Genomic DNA, 15,264 nt, shown 5'->3' with positions numbered 1-15,264 from the left:
CGAAAAGATGCGCAATAACCCTTTGATTCCTGAGAGTAAACTCCCCGCTTTAGGCACCACTATCTTCACGCAAATGAGCGCGCTCGCCCAGCAGCATCAGGCGATTAATCTTTCACAAGGCTTCCCGGATTTTGACGGCCCGCGCTATTTGCAGGAGCGGCTGGCGTATCACGTTGCGCAGGGCGCAAATCAATATGCGCCGATGACCGGCGTGCAGGCATTGCGCGAAGCGATTGCCGAAAAAACGGTGGCGCTTTATGGCCATCAGCCGGACGTGAACAGCGACATTACCGTTACCGCCGGGGCGACGGAAGCGCTCTATGCGGCGATCACTGCGCTGGTGCGCGAGGGCGATGAGGTTATCTGTTTCGATCCGAGTTACGACAGCTACGCGCCTGCGGTTGAGCTTTCAGGCGGGGTGCTGAAGCGCATCGCCCTGCAACCGCCGCACTTTCGCGTTGACTGGCAGGCTTTTGCCGCGCTGCTCAGCGATCGCACCCGGCTGGTGATTGTTAATACGCCGCATAACCCGTCGGCGACGGTGTGGCAGGAGGCCAATTTTGCCGCGCTGTGGCAGGCGATTGCCGATCGGGAGATCTATGTGCTGAGCGATGAAGTCTACGAGCATATCTGCTTTGCCGACGGCGGCCATGCCAGCGTGCTGAAGCATCCGCAGCTGCGCGAGCGCGCCGTTGCCGTGTCGTCGTTTGGCAAAACCTACCATATGACCGGCTGGAAAGTGGGGTACTGCATTGCGCCCGCCGCCATCAGCGCCGAGCTGCGCAAAGTGCACCAGTACTTAACCTTTTCGGTGAACACCCCGGCGCAGCTGGCGCTGGCTGATATGCTGCGCGCCGAGCCGCAACACTACCGCGAGTTGCCGGCGTTTTACCGCGCGCGTCGTGACGTGCTGGTGAATGCGTTGCGTGAGAGCAAGCTGGAGATTTTGCCCTGCGAAGGAACCTACTTTTTGCTGGCGGATTACAGCGCTATCTCCGATCTCGATGATGTCGCGTTTTGCCAGTGGCTGACGAAAGAGGTGGGTGTGGCGGCTATTCCACTATCGGTGTTCTGCGCCGATCCCTTCCCGCATAAGCTGATTCGCCTCTGCTTTGCGAAACAGGAATCGACGCTGCTGGCAGCGGCAGAGCGACTCTGCACGCTGTAACGGCTTACTTCTCGCCCATAATCGTTTTGAGTTTTTCCGCATCCGGCAGGCCGACCGCCTGCTGGAGCACATTCTCTTCATTCATATAGTAGATAGCGGGTGTGGCGTTGGCCCCGAGATCGTCCATGATTTTCTGATTGAGATTGAGCGAGCGCATGATCGCCGGCGGGATAGTTTTCGGCAGCGCAAGCGTCATTTTGCCGTTCGACTGCTCATACTCATGCCAGTTTTTGGCCGGATCTTTCGCGCTGAGGATCGCCGCTGCCGCCGCCGGGCTTTCCGGTTTGATTACGCCGACCATTAAGGTGCGGATCTGCACCTTGCCGGACTCCACCCACGGGCGCGCCTGCTGCCAGAACTGTTTGCAGTAGGGGCAGTAAGGGTCGGCAAAGACGTAAATCACGCGCGGCGCGGTTTTTTGCCCGTCGAGGATCCAGTCTGCTTTCTCCATCCGCTGCCAGAGTTCGCGCCCGGCCGGGCCATAAAGCTCCTGATTGAACAGCTTTTCGCTAAGATTGGTGCCCGCTTCGTCATACATATAGCCCGAGATGGCGTGTTTACCGTCCGGCGTGACGTAGATGGTGACGCCCATCTCCTGATATTTACCCAGATAACCCTTCATGCCGCCCGGCGCGTCAAAGGATTTAATGATGGTAATGCCTTGCTTTTCAATGGCTTTAACCGGCGCGGGCAGATCTTCGGCGTGCAGGGTCAGCGGCAGCAGGGTGAGCATTAACAGGCGCTTGAGCATAAAAATCCTTATCAATTCAGTGGGTAAAGGTAAGAAAGGCTAAACCTATCACAGCCATAGGCAAGAGACAGGGAATAATGATTGTCGAACTCCCAGGGGAGTGGTGTAATCAACCCTGTTTGCCGTCGACAGATGGCAGGCGTATCGCACAGCCAGCGCGCTGGCACTGAAGTCACCCACGGGTATTTCAGATATTGAGGCCACCCGTACCGGTGGCCTTTTTACTTTTGGCTAATGTCTGTTCACAGAGTTGTTCGTTGGCGTTTGTTAGCTAACGCTTATTGATTTGATAATGCAAACGCATTAGCCGTCGTAAGCAAAGTTCGTTAACTTATGCCCCAACGAAAACACGGAGGAAGTATAGATGTCCTTAATTAACACCAAGATCAAACCTTTCAAAAACCAGGCGTTCAAAAACGGTGAATTCATCGAAGTAACCGAGAAAGATACCGAAGGCCGCTGGAGCGTCTTCTTCTTCTACCCGGCTGACTTCACCTTCGTATGCCCGACCGAACTGGGCGACGTGGCTGACCACTACGAAGAACTGCAGAAACTGGGCGTTGACGTTTACTCTGTTTCCACCGACACCCACTTCACGCACAAAGCATGGCACAGCAGCTCTGACACCATCGCGAAAATCAAATACACGATGATCGGCGACCCGACTGGTGCCCTGACCCGTAACTTCGAAATCATGCGTGAAGATGAAGGTCTGGCAGACCGCGGTACTTTCATCGTTGACCCGCAGGGCATCATCCAGGCTATCGAAGTGACCGCTGAAGGCATCGGCCGTGACGCATCTGACCTGCTGCGTAAAATCAAAGCGGCTCAGTATGTTGCTTCTCACCCAGGCGAAGTGTGCCCGGCTAAGTGGAAAGAAGGCGAAGCGACCCTGGCTCCGTCCCTGGACCTGGTTGGCAAAATCTAAATTTCCGGCGGCGCAAAGTCTCTCCCGGTCTGCAAAACGTAGGCCGGGTAAGCGTAGCGCCACCCGGCGTAAAACGGGTGCAATGCACCCGTTTTTCTTCCACACACCATGATTCAAGTTGCATCCAGGCGGCTCCAATGAGGCAGCTTGCATGATGATGTTTTAAGAGAAGGATACCGACATGCTCGACACCACAATGAAAACCCAGCTCAAGGCTTATCTTGAGAAACTGACCAAGCCTGTTGAGTTGATCGCGACGCTGGATGACAGCGCAAAATCGAATGAGATCAAAGAGCTGCTGGGCGAAATCGCCGAGCTCTCTGACAAAGTGACCTTTAAAGAGGACAACACTCTGGCGGTGCGTAAGCCCTCTTTCCTGATCACGAACCCAGGCTCGCACACTGGCCCGCGCTTTGCTGGCTCTCCGCTGGGGCATGAATTTACTTCGCTGGTGCTGGCGCTGCTGTGGACCGGCGGTCATCCGTCGAAAGAAGCGCAGGCGCTGCTGGAGCAGATCCGCGATATCGACGGCGACTTCGAGTTCGAGACTTACTACTCGCTCTCCTGCCACAACTGCCCGGACGTGGTGCAAGCGTTGAACCTGATGTCGGTGCTGAACCCGCGCATCAAGCACACGGCGATTGACGGCGGTACTTTCCAGAACGAGATCACCGATCGTAACGTGATGGGCGTTCCGGCGGTCTACGTTAACGGTCAGGAGTTTGGTCAGGGTCGTATGACGCTGACAGAGATCGTGGCGAAAATTGATACCGGCGCGGAAAAACGTGCGGCGGAAGAGCTGAACAAACGTGACGCTTACGATGTGCTGATTGTCGGCTCCGGCCCGGCGGGCGCAGCGGCCTCCGTATACTCTGCCCGTAAAGGCATTCGTACCGGTCTGATGGGCGAACGCTTCGGCGGCCAGGTGCTGGATACCGTTGATATCGAAAACTACATCTCCGTGCCGAAAACCGAAGGCCAGCAGTTCGCGGGCGCCCTGAAAGCGCACGTTGCGGATTATGATGTTGACGTGATCGACAGCCAGAGCGCCAGCAAGCTGGTTCCGGCGTCGGTTGAAGGCGGCCTGCATCAGATTGAAACCGCGTCTGGCGCGGTGCTGAAAGCGCGTACTGTCATCATTGCGACCGGTGCGAAATGGCGCAACATGAACGTGCCGGGCGAAGATCAGTATCGCACTAAGGGTGTGACCTACTGCCCGCACTGCGACGGCCCGCTGTTTAAAGGCAAGCGCGTGGCAGTGATCGGCGGCGGTAACTCCGGTGTGGAAGCGGCTATCGATCTGGCCGGGATTGTTGAACATGTGACGCTGCTGGAGTTTGCTCCGGAGATGAAAGCGGATCAGGTGTTGCAGGATAAAGTTCGCAGCCTGAAGAACGTTGATATCGTGCTGAATGCGCAGACCACCGAAGTGAAAGGCGACGGCACCAAAGTGACCGGCCTTGAGTACCGCGACCGCGTCAGCGGCGATGTGCACCAGGTTGCGCTGGCGGGGATCTTCGTTCAGATCGGTCTGCTGCCGAACACCACCTGGCTGGAAGGCGCGATTGAGCGCAACCGCATGGGCGAAATCATCATCGATGCCAAATGCGAAACCAGCGTGAAAGGCGTGTTCGCGGCGGGTGACTGCACCACGGTGCCTTACAAACAGATCATTATCGCTACCGGCGAAGGTGCCAAAGCGTCGCTGAGCGCGTTTGATTACCTGATCCGTACCAAAGCGTAAGCAAAAATAAGAGAGTAAGAGTCACCTGCATATAAAAAGCTGCCGCAAGGCAGCTTTTTTTTTACCCGGATGGAGCCGGGTTGCGGGTTGGGTGCCTCTTTTTTACCGGATGGCGCTGGCGCTTATCCGGCCTGCGGGGATCGCCGCCGTTTGTAGGCCGGATAAGGCGGAGCCGCCATCCGGCAATAACCATCCTCTACCGCACGACCAACACCGGAATATGCGCATGGCGCACCACGCTGGAGGCATTGGAGCCGAGCAAATGGGTGCTGATGGAGGGGTTGCGCGAGGCGATCACCACCATATCCGCATGCAGTTCTTCGCCAAGCTCATTGACCATATCGCGCACGCTGCCGAAGCGAACATGGGTATGAATGCGCGAAGGATCGATGGAGAAATGGCTTCGCATACTCTCCAGGCGGGTTTGCGCCTCCTGGTGCAGATGCTCTTCGAAGCGGCGTAAATCGGCGGCGAAACGGTGCAGGCTGAGGCTCGCGGAAGCGGGTAACACATGCAGCAGGTGAATAACACCTTCGCTCTGGGCGAGGAATTCGGCGTGACGAACTGCTTTATCACTTAACTCCATTTCGAAAATATCGACCGGCATAATGATTGTCTGATACATAAACGCGTCTCCCTGTGGGTTATGTCCCGGGAATTGAAGCACAAAGAGAGGGGGGATTTTGCTGCATGGGTGGCAAATCTGAACAATGGCGGGTGCCGGAAAGAGGATGCGGGCGCATCCTCTGCAAAACAAAGCAGGGCGGGGATCAGAGCATGAAATCGCCAGCGGCTTCGGGCTGGTAAAGCAGCTCCAGCACTTCAAGGTCGGTGGTGGTTCCCCCCGGCAACGTCCAGTGAATGGAATCACCAACACGTAAACCTAACAGCGCCGCGCCCACCGGGGCCAGTACCGACAGCTGCGTGGCGCTGTCTGTCATCTGCGCCGGGTAGACCAACGTACGCACGCGGATTTCACCGCTTTTCAGCTCGCGGAATTTTACCGTGCTGTTCATCGTCACCACATCATGCGGCATCGCTTCTGGCGCGCACATATTGGCGCGATCCAACTCCTCATTCAGCGCATCCGCGACCGCAAGGCTGGCATGTGCAGGCTGCTCCAGCAAGCGGTCAAGGCGCTCAGCGTCTCGCTCATTAATGATAATGGCAGGTCTGGACATCTCTTACTCCGTGTCAGGTGATTGATCCAAAGAAAAACCCTCGCCGACGGGCAGCGAGGGTTTGTCTAAAGCTGATGATACTAACCCGGCCCCATGCTGTGAAGTGACCAGGCGCACATTTGCCTCAATTATGATTATTCCGCAGCGATCAGTAGCCCGCGCTGTCGAGGATAAAGTGATCCCCGCAGTTGCCGGGGTGCGGCTGTGGCAGCAGCGAGCGGCCAGAGAGCGGCGCGTTAATCGCCTCGGCTTTGATGGCAACCTGCATCTCGGTCAAATAGGCCGGATTACCGTTACAGGTGAGTTTCACCGCTTTTACGCTCTGCTTACCGTAAGCCTCGGCGACGGCAGAATCAAAGGCGGCGCGGGTGACCGCTTTGCCGTAATTGTTGGCAAGAAATACTCCGAGCGGGCTGGTTTTGATCTCATGATTCAGACGCACCATCGCGCCAAAATAGTCATCGGGATCGAAGCCGAAACAGACGCCGTGCTTGGCATATTCATAACGCTCAAGGCAGGAGTTACCGCCGGAGCCGGGCATGGCGGCGTTGAGTTTATCTGCCATCTCCAGCGATAAACCGGTCTCTGCCGCCGCGCATTTCTGGCTGGTCTTCGCTTCCGGCATATTGGGGATCGGGCGCGTGGCGCAGCCAAAGCGCATCCAGCGGCGGTTATCGACGCCGCGCGCGGCGATCGATTTCGGCAGGCCCGGCCATAAACCGTGCACCGTCAAATTATCGGCTTTGTCGTCGGGGGATTTTTGCAGGCGGCACTCGTCAGGCTCGTCGCGCCCGTTGTCGTGCATGCTCTGGCAAAAACCGGTCTGCCAGGAGAGCGCCAGCACGTAGCGATCAAAATCGCCATACTGCTTCGGTTGCAGCGGTGCGGCATAGGCAGAAGTAAAGAGTAGCGCGGCAATGCCTGTGCTGATGAAGAGTCCCTTTTTAAACATTTCAGTTCCTGATTAATGGGTCCAGATAATTGCCATAGGTTATTAAACCATAAAAAAAGCGCCGGGCAGGCGCTTTTTCAACTTCTGAAACCCGGCAGCGTTAGTGAACTGCTGCACCAGGTACGAGGATCTCGGTGGCGACAATCACCACCACCAGGCCAACCAGAATCGGCACGGAGGTGCGTTTTACCACTTCAAACGGCGAAATGTTTGCCATCCCGGCAACGGCAACTACCACGCCTGAAACCGGCGAAATGGTGCGACCGAGGTTGGAGGCCTGCAACATTGGAATCGACAGATAGGCCGGGTTAATGCCCGCTTCGCGCGCCAGTTTTGGGATCATCTCCACAAACGCGTAAAACGGTGCGTTGCCGGAACCCGTCGTCATTGCTGCCAGCATGGTGAGGATCACCAGCACCAGCATCAAAATAATGCTCGCGGAACCGAACGAGGTAGCAATGGAGATCAGGCTCTGGATAAAGCCGATGGTGCTCAGCCCCTGGGCGAAGACGCCCGCGGCAACCAGCAGCATCACGACACCGGCAAAGGCATCGGCCATGCCGCGCCAGGCCACTTCCAGCCCGCTGAAGACATTCTGCGTATTAAAACCGCGCAAAAATTCCAGCACTGCGGCAATCAGCATACAGATCACGAGGATGGTAATGATGTGCAGCTCCGGGCCCCATTTGCCGTCAAAAATCAGCACGCCGATGATCGGTGTAAAGGGCAGGATGGCGTAAAACGCGGGCGCGCGGGTGGTGATCTCTTTCACATCCAGCATTTCGCTAACAATATTCTCTTTCTTATCGAGATAGCGCTGCCAGAAGAAGTGGGCGATGGCCATGGCGATAATCGCGGCGATAGAGATCGGCAGGGTGGTTTTAAAGGCGAAATCAACCAGCGGCATCTCTGCGGCTTTCGCGGCCAGCACTACGTCGCCGGAGGTGGGCGAGAGAATAATCGCTGCCGGGGAGGCACAAATCGCCGCCGCCGCGCCGCGGCTGATGCCGACGTTAACCATCACCGGGAAGAGCGTTGCCATCAACAGCACGCCAAGGCCGGTTGCCGAAGAGACCGCCAGCGACATCAGGCAGGCGACAAAATAGGCGGCAATCATCAGGATATAGGGCGAGTTGATAAAGCGCAGCGGGCGCGACGCCAGCTTAACCACCATATCGTTAGCGCCGATGTGCGTCATGTAGGCAGCAAAACCGCACAGCATCATGATCATCATGCCGAGATCGCCGCCGCGGCTCATCAGCAGGATTTTTATATATTCGACAATGTCGGTAGCGCGATACCCGGTGCTGGTGGCGCTGGAGGGTAATATTGAGTGGCCCATCAGCGCGCTGACGATCAATAACGCCAGACCGCCGACAAACAGTACGCCGGTGGCGGAGTAGCCTTTAATGATGTAGCGGGCAACGCCGACAATTACCACGACGCCGATCAACAGCTCAATCAGGGTTGAAATCATATTGGGTCCCGGAGGTTGGACAAAAAAAGTAAAGTAATCAAAACTGCACCGCAATGTGCCGAATAACGGCAGCGTGATAGCTGATTAAAATCAACAAAGCGCTGCATTGCGCGCAATATTACGTGAATTGTTATAAATCAGAAAAATAAATACGGGCGAAACGATAATTCAGGCTAATGAATTTCGGCAGTTATGTTTTATTCGTGATAACGGTTGGTTAATTGTTTTGGCGTTTTTCGTTTCAGTTTGATTTGACAGCAAAATTCACTAAAAAAGCCTTTAAAAATAGAAAGCGGGCTGCTTATACTCGCCGTTACCTTCACTCACCCATGGCGATGTTATGCACGCAGCCTGGCTCTACCGATTGCGCTTTATTAAGCGGCATTTATTAATGCTGCTTATCGCATTGGGTTGGCTGCTGATCCAGAGCCAGATGGCGATAGCCTCTCACGGCTGCGCGCTTCCGGTACCGAGTGAGGCGATGGCGCAGCAGCATCTGCACCATCTGGCAATGGGTGATGACGCGCCCAAAGCCCACGCCATGAAAGCGCCGCTCTGCGAGAAGCACTGCGTGCCCGATCAGGTGCAAAAAGAGAGCCATTACCCTTCACTGGCGGCGCTGCCCGCCACGCTAACGCTGGCGATTGCCGAACCTGTTTGTTCTGCTATCACTTCGCGCAGCTGGGTATTAACCCCGCCTGCCGCTGGCCCTCCGGCAACCATCCGCTTCTGCCGTTTTCGCGAATAGAGACCTGTTAACACATTGATTTGAATTTCATTAATGTTTAACAGGAGTTTTTCTATGCGTAGCTATTTACTCTGCCTGCTCTCAGGCATCCTGCTTTTCCCGCATCTTAGCGCTTACGCGCAAACGCACGACATGGCGCACCATCACGCGATGCCGGCTCAGATTTATCAAAGCCAGGGCAGTATCAAAAAAATCACCCCGCAGGCGATCGCTATCGCCCATCAGGCTATTCCCGCGCTGCACTGGCCGCCGATGACCATGCAGTTTACGGTTACGCCGGAGCATCCGCTGGCGCAGGTGAAGGTGGGCGATAACGTTCGCTTCAGCTTCAGCCAGAGCGAACAGGGTTACACCCTCATCTCTGTAACGCCGTTACCGTAAGCGGGAGTAACCATGAAACGATACTCGCTGAGCCTGCGGCTCGGCGGGGTTTGCCTTGCGCTTATCTGCTCCGCCGCGCAGGCGGAGTCGCTGACCCTGACGCAAACCCTCGCCGCCGCAGAGCGCTACTCCGCTGAGCTTTCTGCCAACCGTAACGAAGCCCGGGCGCTGGATGCGATGGCCGATTCCGCCCGCCAGTTGCCCGACCCCAAACTCAAATTCGGCATTGAGAATGTGCCGGTACAGGGCAATAACGACCGCCGTTTGACCCGCGAAGGCATGACTATGCAGCGCATTGGCGTGATGCAGCAGTATGTCAGCGCGGAAAAACGCGATCGCAAGGCCGACACCTTGCTGGCCGAAGCGCGCAGCATCGAGGCCAAATCCCACGCGGTGCGCGCGGCACTCCAGCGCGATACCGCCCAGGCGTGGCTTGAGCTGGCGCTCTCACAGCAGGCGCTGCACACCGCCCGGCAATTAGTGGCGGAAACCGCTCGTCAGCAGGGCGCGCAACGCGCCAGCGTCGGCGCGGGTAATGCCCTGCCGGACAGCGTGCTCGCCTTTCAGATCGGCCTGAGCGCGATGCGCGATAAAGTCACCCTTGCCGAGCGGGATGTGCAACTGGCGCAAACCCGGCTGATGCAGCTGACCGGGCAGCCGATCACCGCCGTCAGCGGCGAGCTTCCCCGCTATCAGCGTCTTCCAGGCGATGAGAAAACGCTGGAAGAGGCGATTCGCCAACATCCCGATATCCTGGCTGCCGCAAGCGTTGCCAACAGCGCCAAAGCCCGCTCGGCGGAGTCGGCGATTGCCGCACTGCCCGATGTCGAGGTGGAGGTGTGGTATGGGCGGCGTGCCGAGGGGTATGAGGATATGGCCGGGGTGATGTTTACCGTCGACCTGCCGCTGTTTCAGTCCCGCCGTCAGGATAAAGATCACGCCGCCGACGTCTCCCGTACCTTGCAGGCCAATGACCAACTGGCGCTCGCCGAACGCGAGCATCTCGCCGAACTTCACACCCTGATTGCCCAGTACAACGCCGCGCAAACCCTCTGGCAGCGCCAGCGGGATGACGTGCTGCCGCTTTTGCGTAGCCGTTCCGCGCTGTTAGCGGCCCAGTACCGCGCCGGGCAGTCCGATCTCCCGGCGCTGCTTGAGGCGCGCCGCAGCGTGCTCGACGGTGAACTGGCGCTCAATCAGGCCGAAAAAACGATGGCGCAGCAGTGGGCAGCGATCCGCTGGCTTATCCCACAGGAGGTGATGTGATGAAACGAACCCTGTTAGCCGTAGCGGTTGCTGCCTGCGTGGCGGCCAGCGCCGGTTACCTTACTGGTCGCCAAGAGAGCGTGCCCGCTGATAGCAGCCAGCCGCCACAGGCGCGCAAAGTGCTCTACTGGTACGACCCGATGGTGCCGGACCAGCGCTTCGATAAACCGGGCAAATCGCCCTTTATGGATATGCCGCTGGTGGCGAAATATGCCGATGATGCGCCCGCTGACGGCGGCGTGCGCATCAGCGCCCAACAGCAGCAAAATCTTGGCATGACCACCGCGAAGGTGGAGAAACGGCCGCTCGCCAGTGCTTTCAGCGCGTTTGCCACCGTCACTACCGACGAGCGTGCGATGCAGATCGTACCCTCACCGGCGGCGGGCGTGGTGGAGAAACTCTTTGTCCGCGCGCCGCAGCAGTGGGTGAAAAAGGGCGAGGCGCTGGCGCAGCTCTGGATCCCGCAGTGGACCAGCGCGCAGCAGGAGTATCTGGCGGTGCGCCAACTCGGCGACAGCGAACTGACGCGCGCCGCCCGCGAACGGCTGGCGCTGCAGTTTATGCCGCAAGAGGTGATTCGCGCGGTGGAGCGCAGCGCCAAAGCGCAGACCCGGCTGATCATCCGCGCCGCGCGCGACGGCTATATCACCAAACTCGATACCCGCGAAGGGGCGCAGGTCGCCGCCACGCAAACGCTGTTTGAACTGGCGAGCCTCGATCCGGTCTGGCTGCTGGTCGATTATCCGCAAAGCCAGGCGCAGGCGCTGAAGGTTGGCAGCGAAGTGGAAGCGACCAGCGAAAGCTGGCCGGGCGAGCGTTTCCACGGTCGCGTCAGCGAACTGTTGCCGCAGCTCGCCAGCGCCACGCGCACGCTGCAAGCGCGCATCGTGCTGGAAAACCCGCAGCAGAAGCTGAAACCCGGCATGTTTCTTATCGTCACCCAGAAGGAAGGAGCACAGCAGCCTGCGGTGCTGGCAATCCCGGAAGAGGCGTTGATCGAAAGCGGGCGCGCCAGCCGCGTGCTGCTGGCAACCGGCGAGGGCCATTTCCGTGCGGTGAATGTGACGGCCGGACGGCGCGCGCAGGGCTGGCGGGAGATCCTCTCCGGGTTGCAGGAGGGGGATGTGGTAGTCACTTCCGGCCAGTTCTTGATCGACTCCGAAGCGAGCCTGCGCAGTGCTTTGCCAGAGCCATCGCCTGTCGTCAAAAAAACACCGGAATATCGCGCCAGCGGCGTGGTGCAGGCGGTAGATAACGGCACTATCACCCTGAGTCATCAACCGATCCCCGAACTGAACTGGGGGGCGATGACGATGGACTTTACGCTTACAGATCCCGATCCGCAGGTGAAAGTGGGCGATAAGGTGATGTTCAGCTTCACGCTGGATGACGAAGCGGGCGCGGTTATTACCCATCTGATGCCGGAGGAGACGAAATGATTGCTGCCGTGATTCGCGCCTCATTACGCAACCGCCTGCTGGTTTTGCTGGCGGCGCTTGTCCTCACCGGCTGGGGCATCTGGTCGTTGCAGCGCGCGCCGCTTGATGCGCTGCCCGATCTCTCGGATGTGCAGGTGATTATTCGCGCCAGCTATGCGGGCAAAGCGCCGCAGCTGATAGAGGATCAGGTGACCTATCCGCTCACCACCGCCATGCTCTCGGTGCCGGGGGCGAAAACCGTGCGCGGCTACTCGATGTTTGGCGATGCCTATGTCTATGTGCTGTTTGACGATGATACCGATCTCTACTGGGCGCGCTCGCGGGTGCTGGAGAGCCTGAGCCAGATTCAGGCATCGCTGCCCGCCGGGGTGGAGGTGGGCCTTGGGCCGGATGCCACCGGCGTCGGCTGGATCTATGAGTATGCGCTGGTGGATCGCAGCGGTAAGCACAACCTCGCCGATCTGCGTGCCTTGCAAGACTGGACGCTGAAATTTGAGCTGAAAACTGTGCCCAATGTCGCCGAGGTTGCCAGCGTCGGCGGCATGGTGCGCCAGTACCAGATTGTGCCGGACCCGCAAAAGATGCGCGCGCTCAACATCACCCATCAGCAGTTAGTAAGCGCGGTGCAGGCGGCGAATCAGGAGAGCGGCGGCGCGCTGCTGGAGATGGGCGAAGCGGAGTTTATGCTGCGCACCAGCGGGTACTTACGCCAGCCGGAGGATTTTCGCCAGACGGTGATTGCCAGCCGCGACGGCGTGCCGGTGATGCTTTCCGATATCGCGACCGTGCGCCTCGGGCCGGAGCTGCGCCGGGGCGTAGCGGAGTATAACGGCGAAGGCGAAGTAGCGGGCGGCGTGATTGTGATGCGCTATGGCAAGAATGCGCTGGAAACCATTCATGCGGTCAAAGTGAAGCTTGCTGAGATACAAAAAACGCTGCCCGTCGGAGTGGAGATTGTGCCGGTTTACGACCGCTCAACGCTGATTGAGAGCGCCGTCGGCACGCTGACCCATAAATTGATTGAAGAGTTTATTGTTGTTGCGCTGGTCTGCACGCTGTTCCTGTTTCACTTTCGCTCGGCGCTGGTGGCGATTGTCTCACTGCCGCTGGGCATTCTCGGTGCCTTTATCGTCATGCACTATCAGGGGATCAACGCCAATATTATGTCGCTGGGCGGCATCGCGATTGCCATCGGCGCGATGGTCGATGCGGCGATTGTGATGATTGAGAACATGCACAAAGTGATGGAGCAGTGGCGGCACGATAACCCTGGCCGCCTGCCAGCGCGGGGCGATTATTGGCGCTTCTCCGAGCAGGCAGCGGTGGAGGTCGGCCCGGCGCTCTTTTGCAGCCTGCTTATCATCACCCTGTCGTTTATTCCGGTCTTCTCACTGGAGGCGCAGGAGGGGCGGATGTTCTCGCCGCTGGCGTTTACCAAAAGCTGGGCGATGGCTGTCGCCGCCGGGCTGGGCATCACGCTGGTGCCGGTGCTGATGGCGCTGTTTATCCGCGGCAAGATCCCTGATGAAAAGGCCAACCCGATTAACCGCGTGCTGATCCGCCTGTATGAACCGCTGCTCGATAAGGTGCTGGCGTGGCCGAAAGCGACGCTCGCCATCGCCCTGCTGCTGTTAGTGGCGACCGCCTGGCCGCTCAGCCGCCTTGGCAGTGAGTTTATGCCGCCGCTGGATGAGGGCGATCTGCTCTATATGCCCTCGACGCTGCCGGGCATTTCCGCCCGTGAAGCGGGGCGCTTACTGCAACAAACGGACCGTTTGATCAAGAGCGTGCCGGAGGTGGAGAGCGTGTTTGGTAAGGCGGGCAGGGCGGAGAGCGCGACCGACCCTGCGCCGTTGACCATGCTGGAAACCACCATTCGCTTTAAACCGCGCGCGCAGTGGCGGCCCGGCATGACGCCGGAAAAACTGATCGACGAGCTGGATAAAACCGTCAGCGTAACGGGCATCGCCAATGTCTGGGTGCCGCCGATCCGTAACCGCCTCGACATGCTGGCGACCGGCATTAAGAGCCCGGTAGGGATTAAGGTGAACGGCAATAACATTGCCGATATTGAGCGCGTGGCGCAGCAGATTGAGCAGGTGGTAAAAAGCGTGCCGGGCGTCACCTCCGCGCTGGCGGAGCGGCTAGCGGGGGGGCGCTATGTTGATATCAACATTAATCGCCAGCAGGCCGCGCGTTATGGCGTCTCGGTGCAGGAGTTGCAGTCGCTGGTCGCAACCTTAGTAGGCGGCGAAAAGATTGGCGAGGTGTTACAGGGGCGCGAGCGGTTCCCCATCAATGTGCGTTACCCGCGGGATCTTCGGGCGAACGTCGACGATCTGCGCGCACTACCGGTGATCACCGCCAGCGGCAGCCAGATTGCGCTCGGCGATCTGGCGGAAGTGGTGATTACCGAAGGGCCGCCGATGCTGAAGAGCGAAAATGCACGCTTGTCGAACTGGATCTACGTCGATCTGCGCGGGCGTGATTTGAAATCTGCGGTAGAGGAGATGCAGCAGCGGGTGGCGCATCAGGTGGCGCTGCCGCAGGGCGTTACGCTCAGCTGGTCCGGGCAGTTTGAGTATCTCGAACGCGCGACGGCGAAGTTGAAAATTGTCCTGCCGGTAACGCTGATAATTATCTTTGTGCTGCTGTTTATTACCTTCAAGCGGGTGGGTGATGTCTTATTAATTATGGGGACACTGCCCTTCGCGTTAATAGGCGGCGTCTGGTTGCTCTGGCTGCTGGGATATAACTTATCGGTGGCGGGCGCCGTCGGCTTTATTGCGCTGGCCGGTGTGGCGGCAGAGTTCGGAGTTATTATGGTGCTCTATCTTAATCATGCCCTTGAGAAATATCGCATCTCTGAATCCGATGAACCTAATACGCGACTGCTTCTCGCGATACACGAGGGGGCGGTTTTACGCGTGCGCCCAAAAGTGATGACGGTAGCGACCATTATGGCCGGGCTGCTGCCGATCATGTGGGGCGGCGGCAGCGGTGCAGAGGTGATGAGTCGTATCGCGGCACCGATGATCGGCGGGATGGTTACCGCACCGCTGCTCTCAATGCTGGTGATTCCGGCGCTCTATTATTTACTCCATCGAAAACGCTGACCTTAATATGCGCCTCGGCAACGGGGCGCTTGATACTTTATTAAGTTTTGTAACCAGCCAGCAAATGGGACTCTTCCTGGCAGGTTTAAGAACAACACTAATTTCGTTAAGGA

General features: G+C 58.2%; 13 protein-coding genes. 8 read left to right on the top strand and 5 right to left on the bottom strand.

Annotated features, from left to right (window positions below):
- Positions 1-7: 7 nt before the first annotated feature.
- Positions 8-1,168, top strand: coding sequence for a pyridoxal phosphate-dependent aminotransferase (locus SOM48_RS18270; protein WP_320512715.1), 1,161 nt, complete (start codon positions 8-10; stop codon positions 1,166-1,168).
- Positions 1,169-1,172: 4 nt separating this feature from the next.
- Here the strand turns inward: SOM48_RS18270 and dsbG are convergent, their stop codons facing one another.
- Positions 1,173-1,919 (bottom strand): thiol:disulfide interchange protein DsbG, encoded by a 747-nt coding sequence (gene dsbG / locus SOM48_RS18265; RefSeq protein ID WP_320512714.1) that lies wholly within the window; start codon positions 1,917-1,919, stop codon positions 1,173-1,175.
- A gap of 364 nt (positions 1,920-2,283) precedes the next feature.
- Here dsbG and ahpC point away from each other — a divergent pair, with 364 nt between their 5' ends.
- Positions 2,284-2,847, top strand: coding sequence for an alkyl hydroperoxide reductase subunit C (gene ahpC / locus SOM48_RS18260; RefSeq protein ID WP_042715710.1), 564 nt, complete (start codon positions 2,284-2,286; stop codon positions 2,845-2,847).
- 181 nt (positions 2,848-3,028) lie between these two features.
- The gene (ahpF, locus tag SOM48_RS18255) at positions 3,029-4,591 is read left to right on the top strand and encodes an alkyl hydroperoxide reductase subunit F (RefSeq protein ID WP_023479972.1); all 1,563 of its coding nucleotides are present in this window, start codon (positions 3,029-3,031) and stop codon (positions 4,589-4,591) included.
- Between the two features lie 196 nt (positions 4,592-4,787).
- Here ahpF and uspG read toward each other — a convergent pair whose 3' ends face one another.
- The 4 genes from uspG to dcuC all read right to left on the bottom strand — a co-directional run bounded on the left by uspG (position 4,788) and on the right by dcuC (position 8,198).
- Positions 4,788-5,216 (bottom strand): universal stress protein UspG, encoded by a 429-nt coding sequence (uspG, locus tag SOM48_RS18250; RefSeq protein WP_023479942.1) that lies wholly within the window; start codon positions 5,214-5,216, stop codon positions 4,788-4,790.
- A gap of 145 nt (positions 5,217-5,361) precedes the next feature.
- On the bottom strand, positions 5,362-5,772 hold the full coding sequence (gene rnk / locus SOM48_RS18245; RefSeq protein ID WP_042715712.1) for a nucleoside diphosphate kinase regulator: 411 nt from the start codon (positions 5,770-5,772) through the stop codon (positions 5,362-5,364).
- Between the two features lie 148 nt (positions 5,773-5,920).
- Complete coding sequence (gene rna / locus SOM48_RS18240) at positions 5,921-6,724, bottom strand: ribonuclease I (RefSeq protein ID WP_320512713.1); 804 nt, start codon at positions 6,722-6,724, stop codon at positions 5,921-5,923.
- A gap of 100 nt (positions 6,725-6,824) precedes the next feature.
- The gene (gene dcuC / locus SOM48_RS18235) at positions 6,825-8,198 is read right to left on the bottom strand and encodes an anaerobic C4-dicarboxylate transporter DcuC (protein WP_094193105.1); all 1,374 of its coding nucleotides are present in this window, start codon (positions 8,196-8,198) and stop codon (positions 6,825-6,827) included.
- Between the two features lie 343 nt (positions 8,199-8,541).
- Between dcuC and SOM48_RS18230 the strand changes: the two genes are divergently transcribed.
- From SOM48_RS18230 to SOM48_RS18210, 5 genes are read left to right on the top strand one after another with little or no spacing between them, the layout of a single operon-like run.
- Complete coding sequence (locus SOM48_RS18230; RefSeq protein ID WP_139965440.1) at positions 8,542-8,949, top strand: DUF2946 domain-containing protein; 408 nt, start codon at positions 8,542-8,544, stop codon at positions 8,947-8,949.
- Positions 8,950-9,003: 54 nt separating this feature from the next.
- Positions 9,004-9,330 carry a copper-binding protein gene (locus tag SOM48_RS18225; protein WP_320512712.1) on the top strand — a complete coding sequence of 109 codons (327 nt, stop codon included), beginning with the start codon at positions 9,004-9,006 and terminating at the stop codon, positions 9,328-9,330.
- A 12-nt stretch (positions 9,331-9,342) separates the two neighbouring features.
- Entirely contained in the window at positions 9,343-10,596 is a 1,254-nt protein-coding gene (locus SOM48_RS18220; protein ID WP_320512711.1) for a TolC family protein, read from the top strand.
- On the top strand, positions 10,596-12,035 hold the full coding sequence (locus tag SOM48_RS18215) for an efflux RND transporter periplasmic adaptor subunit (protein ID WP_320512733.1): 1,440 nt from the start codon (positions 10,596-10,598) through the stop codon (positions 12,033-12,035). The genes SOM48_RS18220 and SOM48_RS18215 overlap by 1 nt, the downstream gene beginning before the upstream one ends.
- A complete protein-coding gene (locus SOM48_RS18210; protein ID WP_320512710.1) occupies positions 12,032-15,151 on the top strand; it encodes an efflux RND transporter permease subunit in 3,120 nt (1,039 codons plus the stop codon). Before SOM48_RS18215 ends, SOM48_RS18210 begins: the two co-directional genes overlap by 4 nt.
- Positions 15,152-15,264 lie beyond the last annotated feature (113 nt).

Source organism: Kosakonia sp. CFBP8986 (genome assembly GCF_034044935.1).
GTDB classification, from domain to species: Bacteria; Pseudomonadota; Gammaproteobacteria; order Enterobacterales; family Enterobacteriaceae; genus Kosakonia; species Kosakonia cowanii.
The sequence above is the reverse complement of the archived record's forward strand: the minus strand, read 5'-3'. Positions and strand labels throughout refer to the sequence as shown.

Excerpts from the sequence above, each read along its gene's own strand:
- SOM48_RS18270 (WP_320512715.1), top strand. The coding sequence starts at position 8 with ATGCGCAATAACCCTTTGATTCCTGAGAGTAAACTCCCCGCTTTAGGC.
- dsbG (WP_320512714.1), bottom strand. The coding sequence starts at position 1,919 with ATGCTCAAGCGCCTGTTAATGCTCACCCTGCTGCCGCTGACCCTGCAC.
- ahpC (WP_042715710.1), top strand. The coding sequence starts at position 2,284 with ATGTCCTTAATTAACACCAAGATCAAACCTTTCAAAAACCAGGCGTTC.
- ahpF (WP_023479972.1), top strand. The coding sequence starts at position 3,029 with ATGCTCGACACCACAATGAAAACCCAGCTCAAGGCTTATCTTGAGAAA.
- uspG (WP_023479942.1), bottom strand. The coding sequence starts at position 5,216 with ATGTATCAGACAATCATTATGCCGGTCGATATTTTCGAAATGGAGTTA.
- rnk (WP_042715712.1), bottom strand. The coding sequence starts at position 5,772 with ATGTCCAGACCTGCCATTATCATTAATGAGCGAGACGCTGAGCGCCTT.
- rna (WP_320512713.1), bottom strand. The coding sequence starts at position 6,724 with ATGTTTAAAAAGGGACTCTTCATCAGCACAGGCATTGCCGCGCTACTC.
- SOM48_RS18230 (WP_139965440.1), top strand. The coding sequence starts at position 8,542 with ATGCACGCAGCCTGGCTCTACCGATTGCGCTTTATTAAGCGGCATTTA.
- SOM48_RS18225 (WP_320512712.1), top strand. The coding sequence starts at position 9,004 with ATGCGTAGCTATTTACTCTGCCTGCTCTCAGGCATCCTGCTTTTCCCG.
- SOM48_RS18220 (WP_320512711.1), top strand. The coding sequence starts at position 9,343 with ATGAAACGATACTCGCTGAGCCTGCGGCTCGGCGGGGTTTGCCTTGCG.
- SOM48_RS18215 (WP_320512733.1), top strand. The coding sequence starts at position 10,596 with ATGAAACGAACCCTGTTAGCCGTAGCGGTTGCTGCCTGCGTGGCGGCC.
- SOM48_RS18210 (WP_320512710.1), top strand. The coding sequence starts at position 12,032 with ATGATTGCTGCCGTGATTCGCGCCTCATTACGCAACCGCCTGCTGGTT.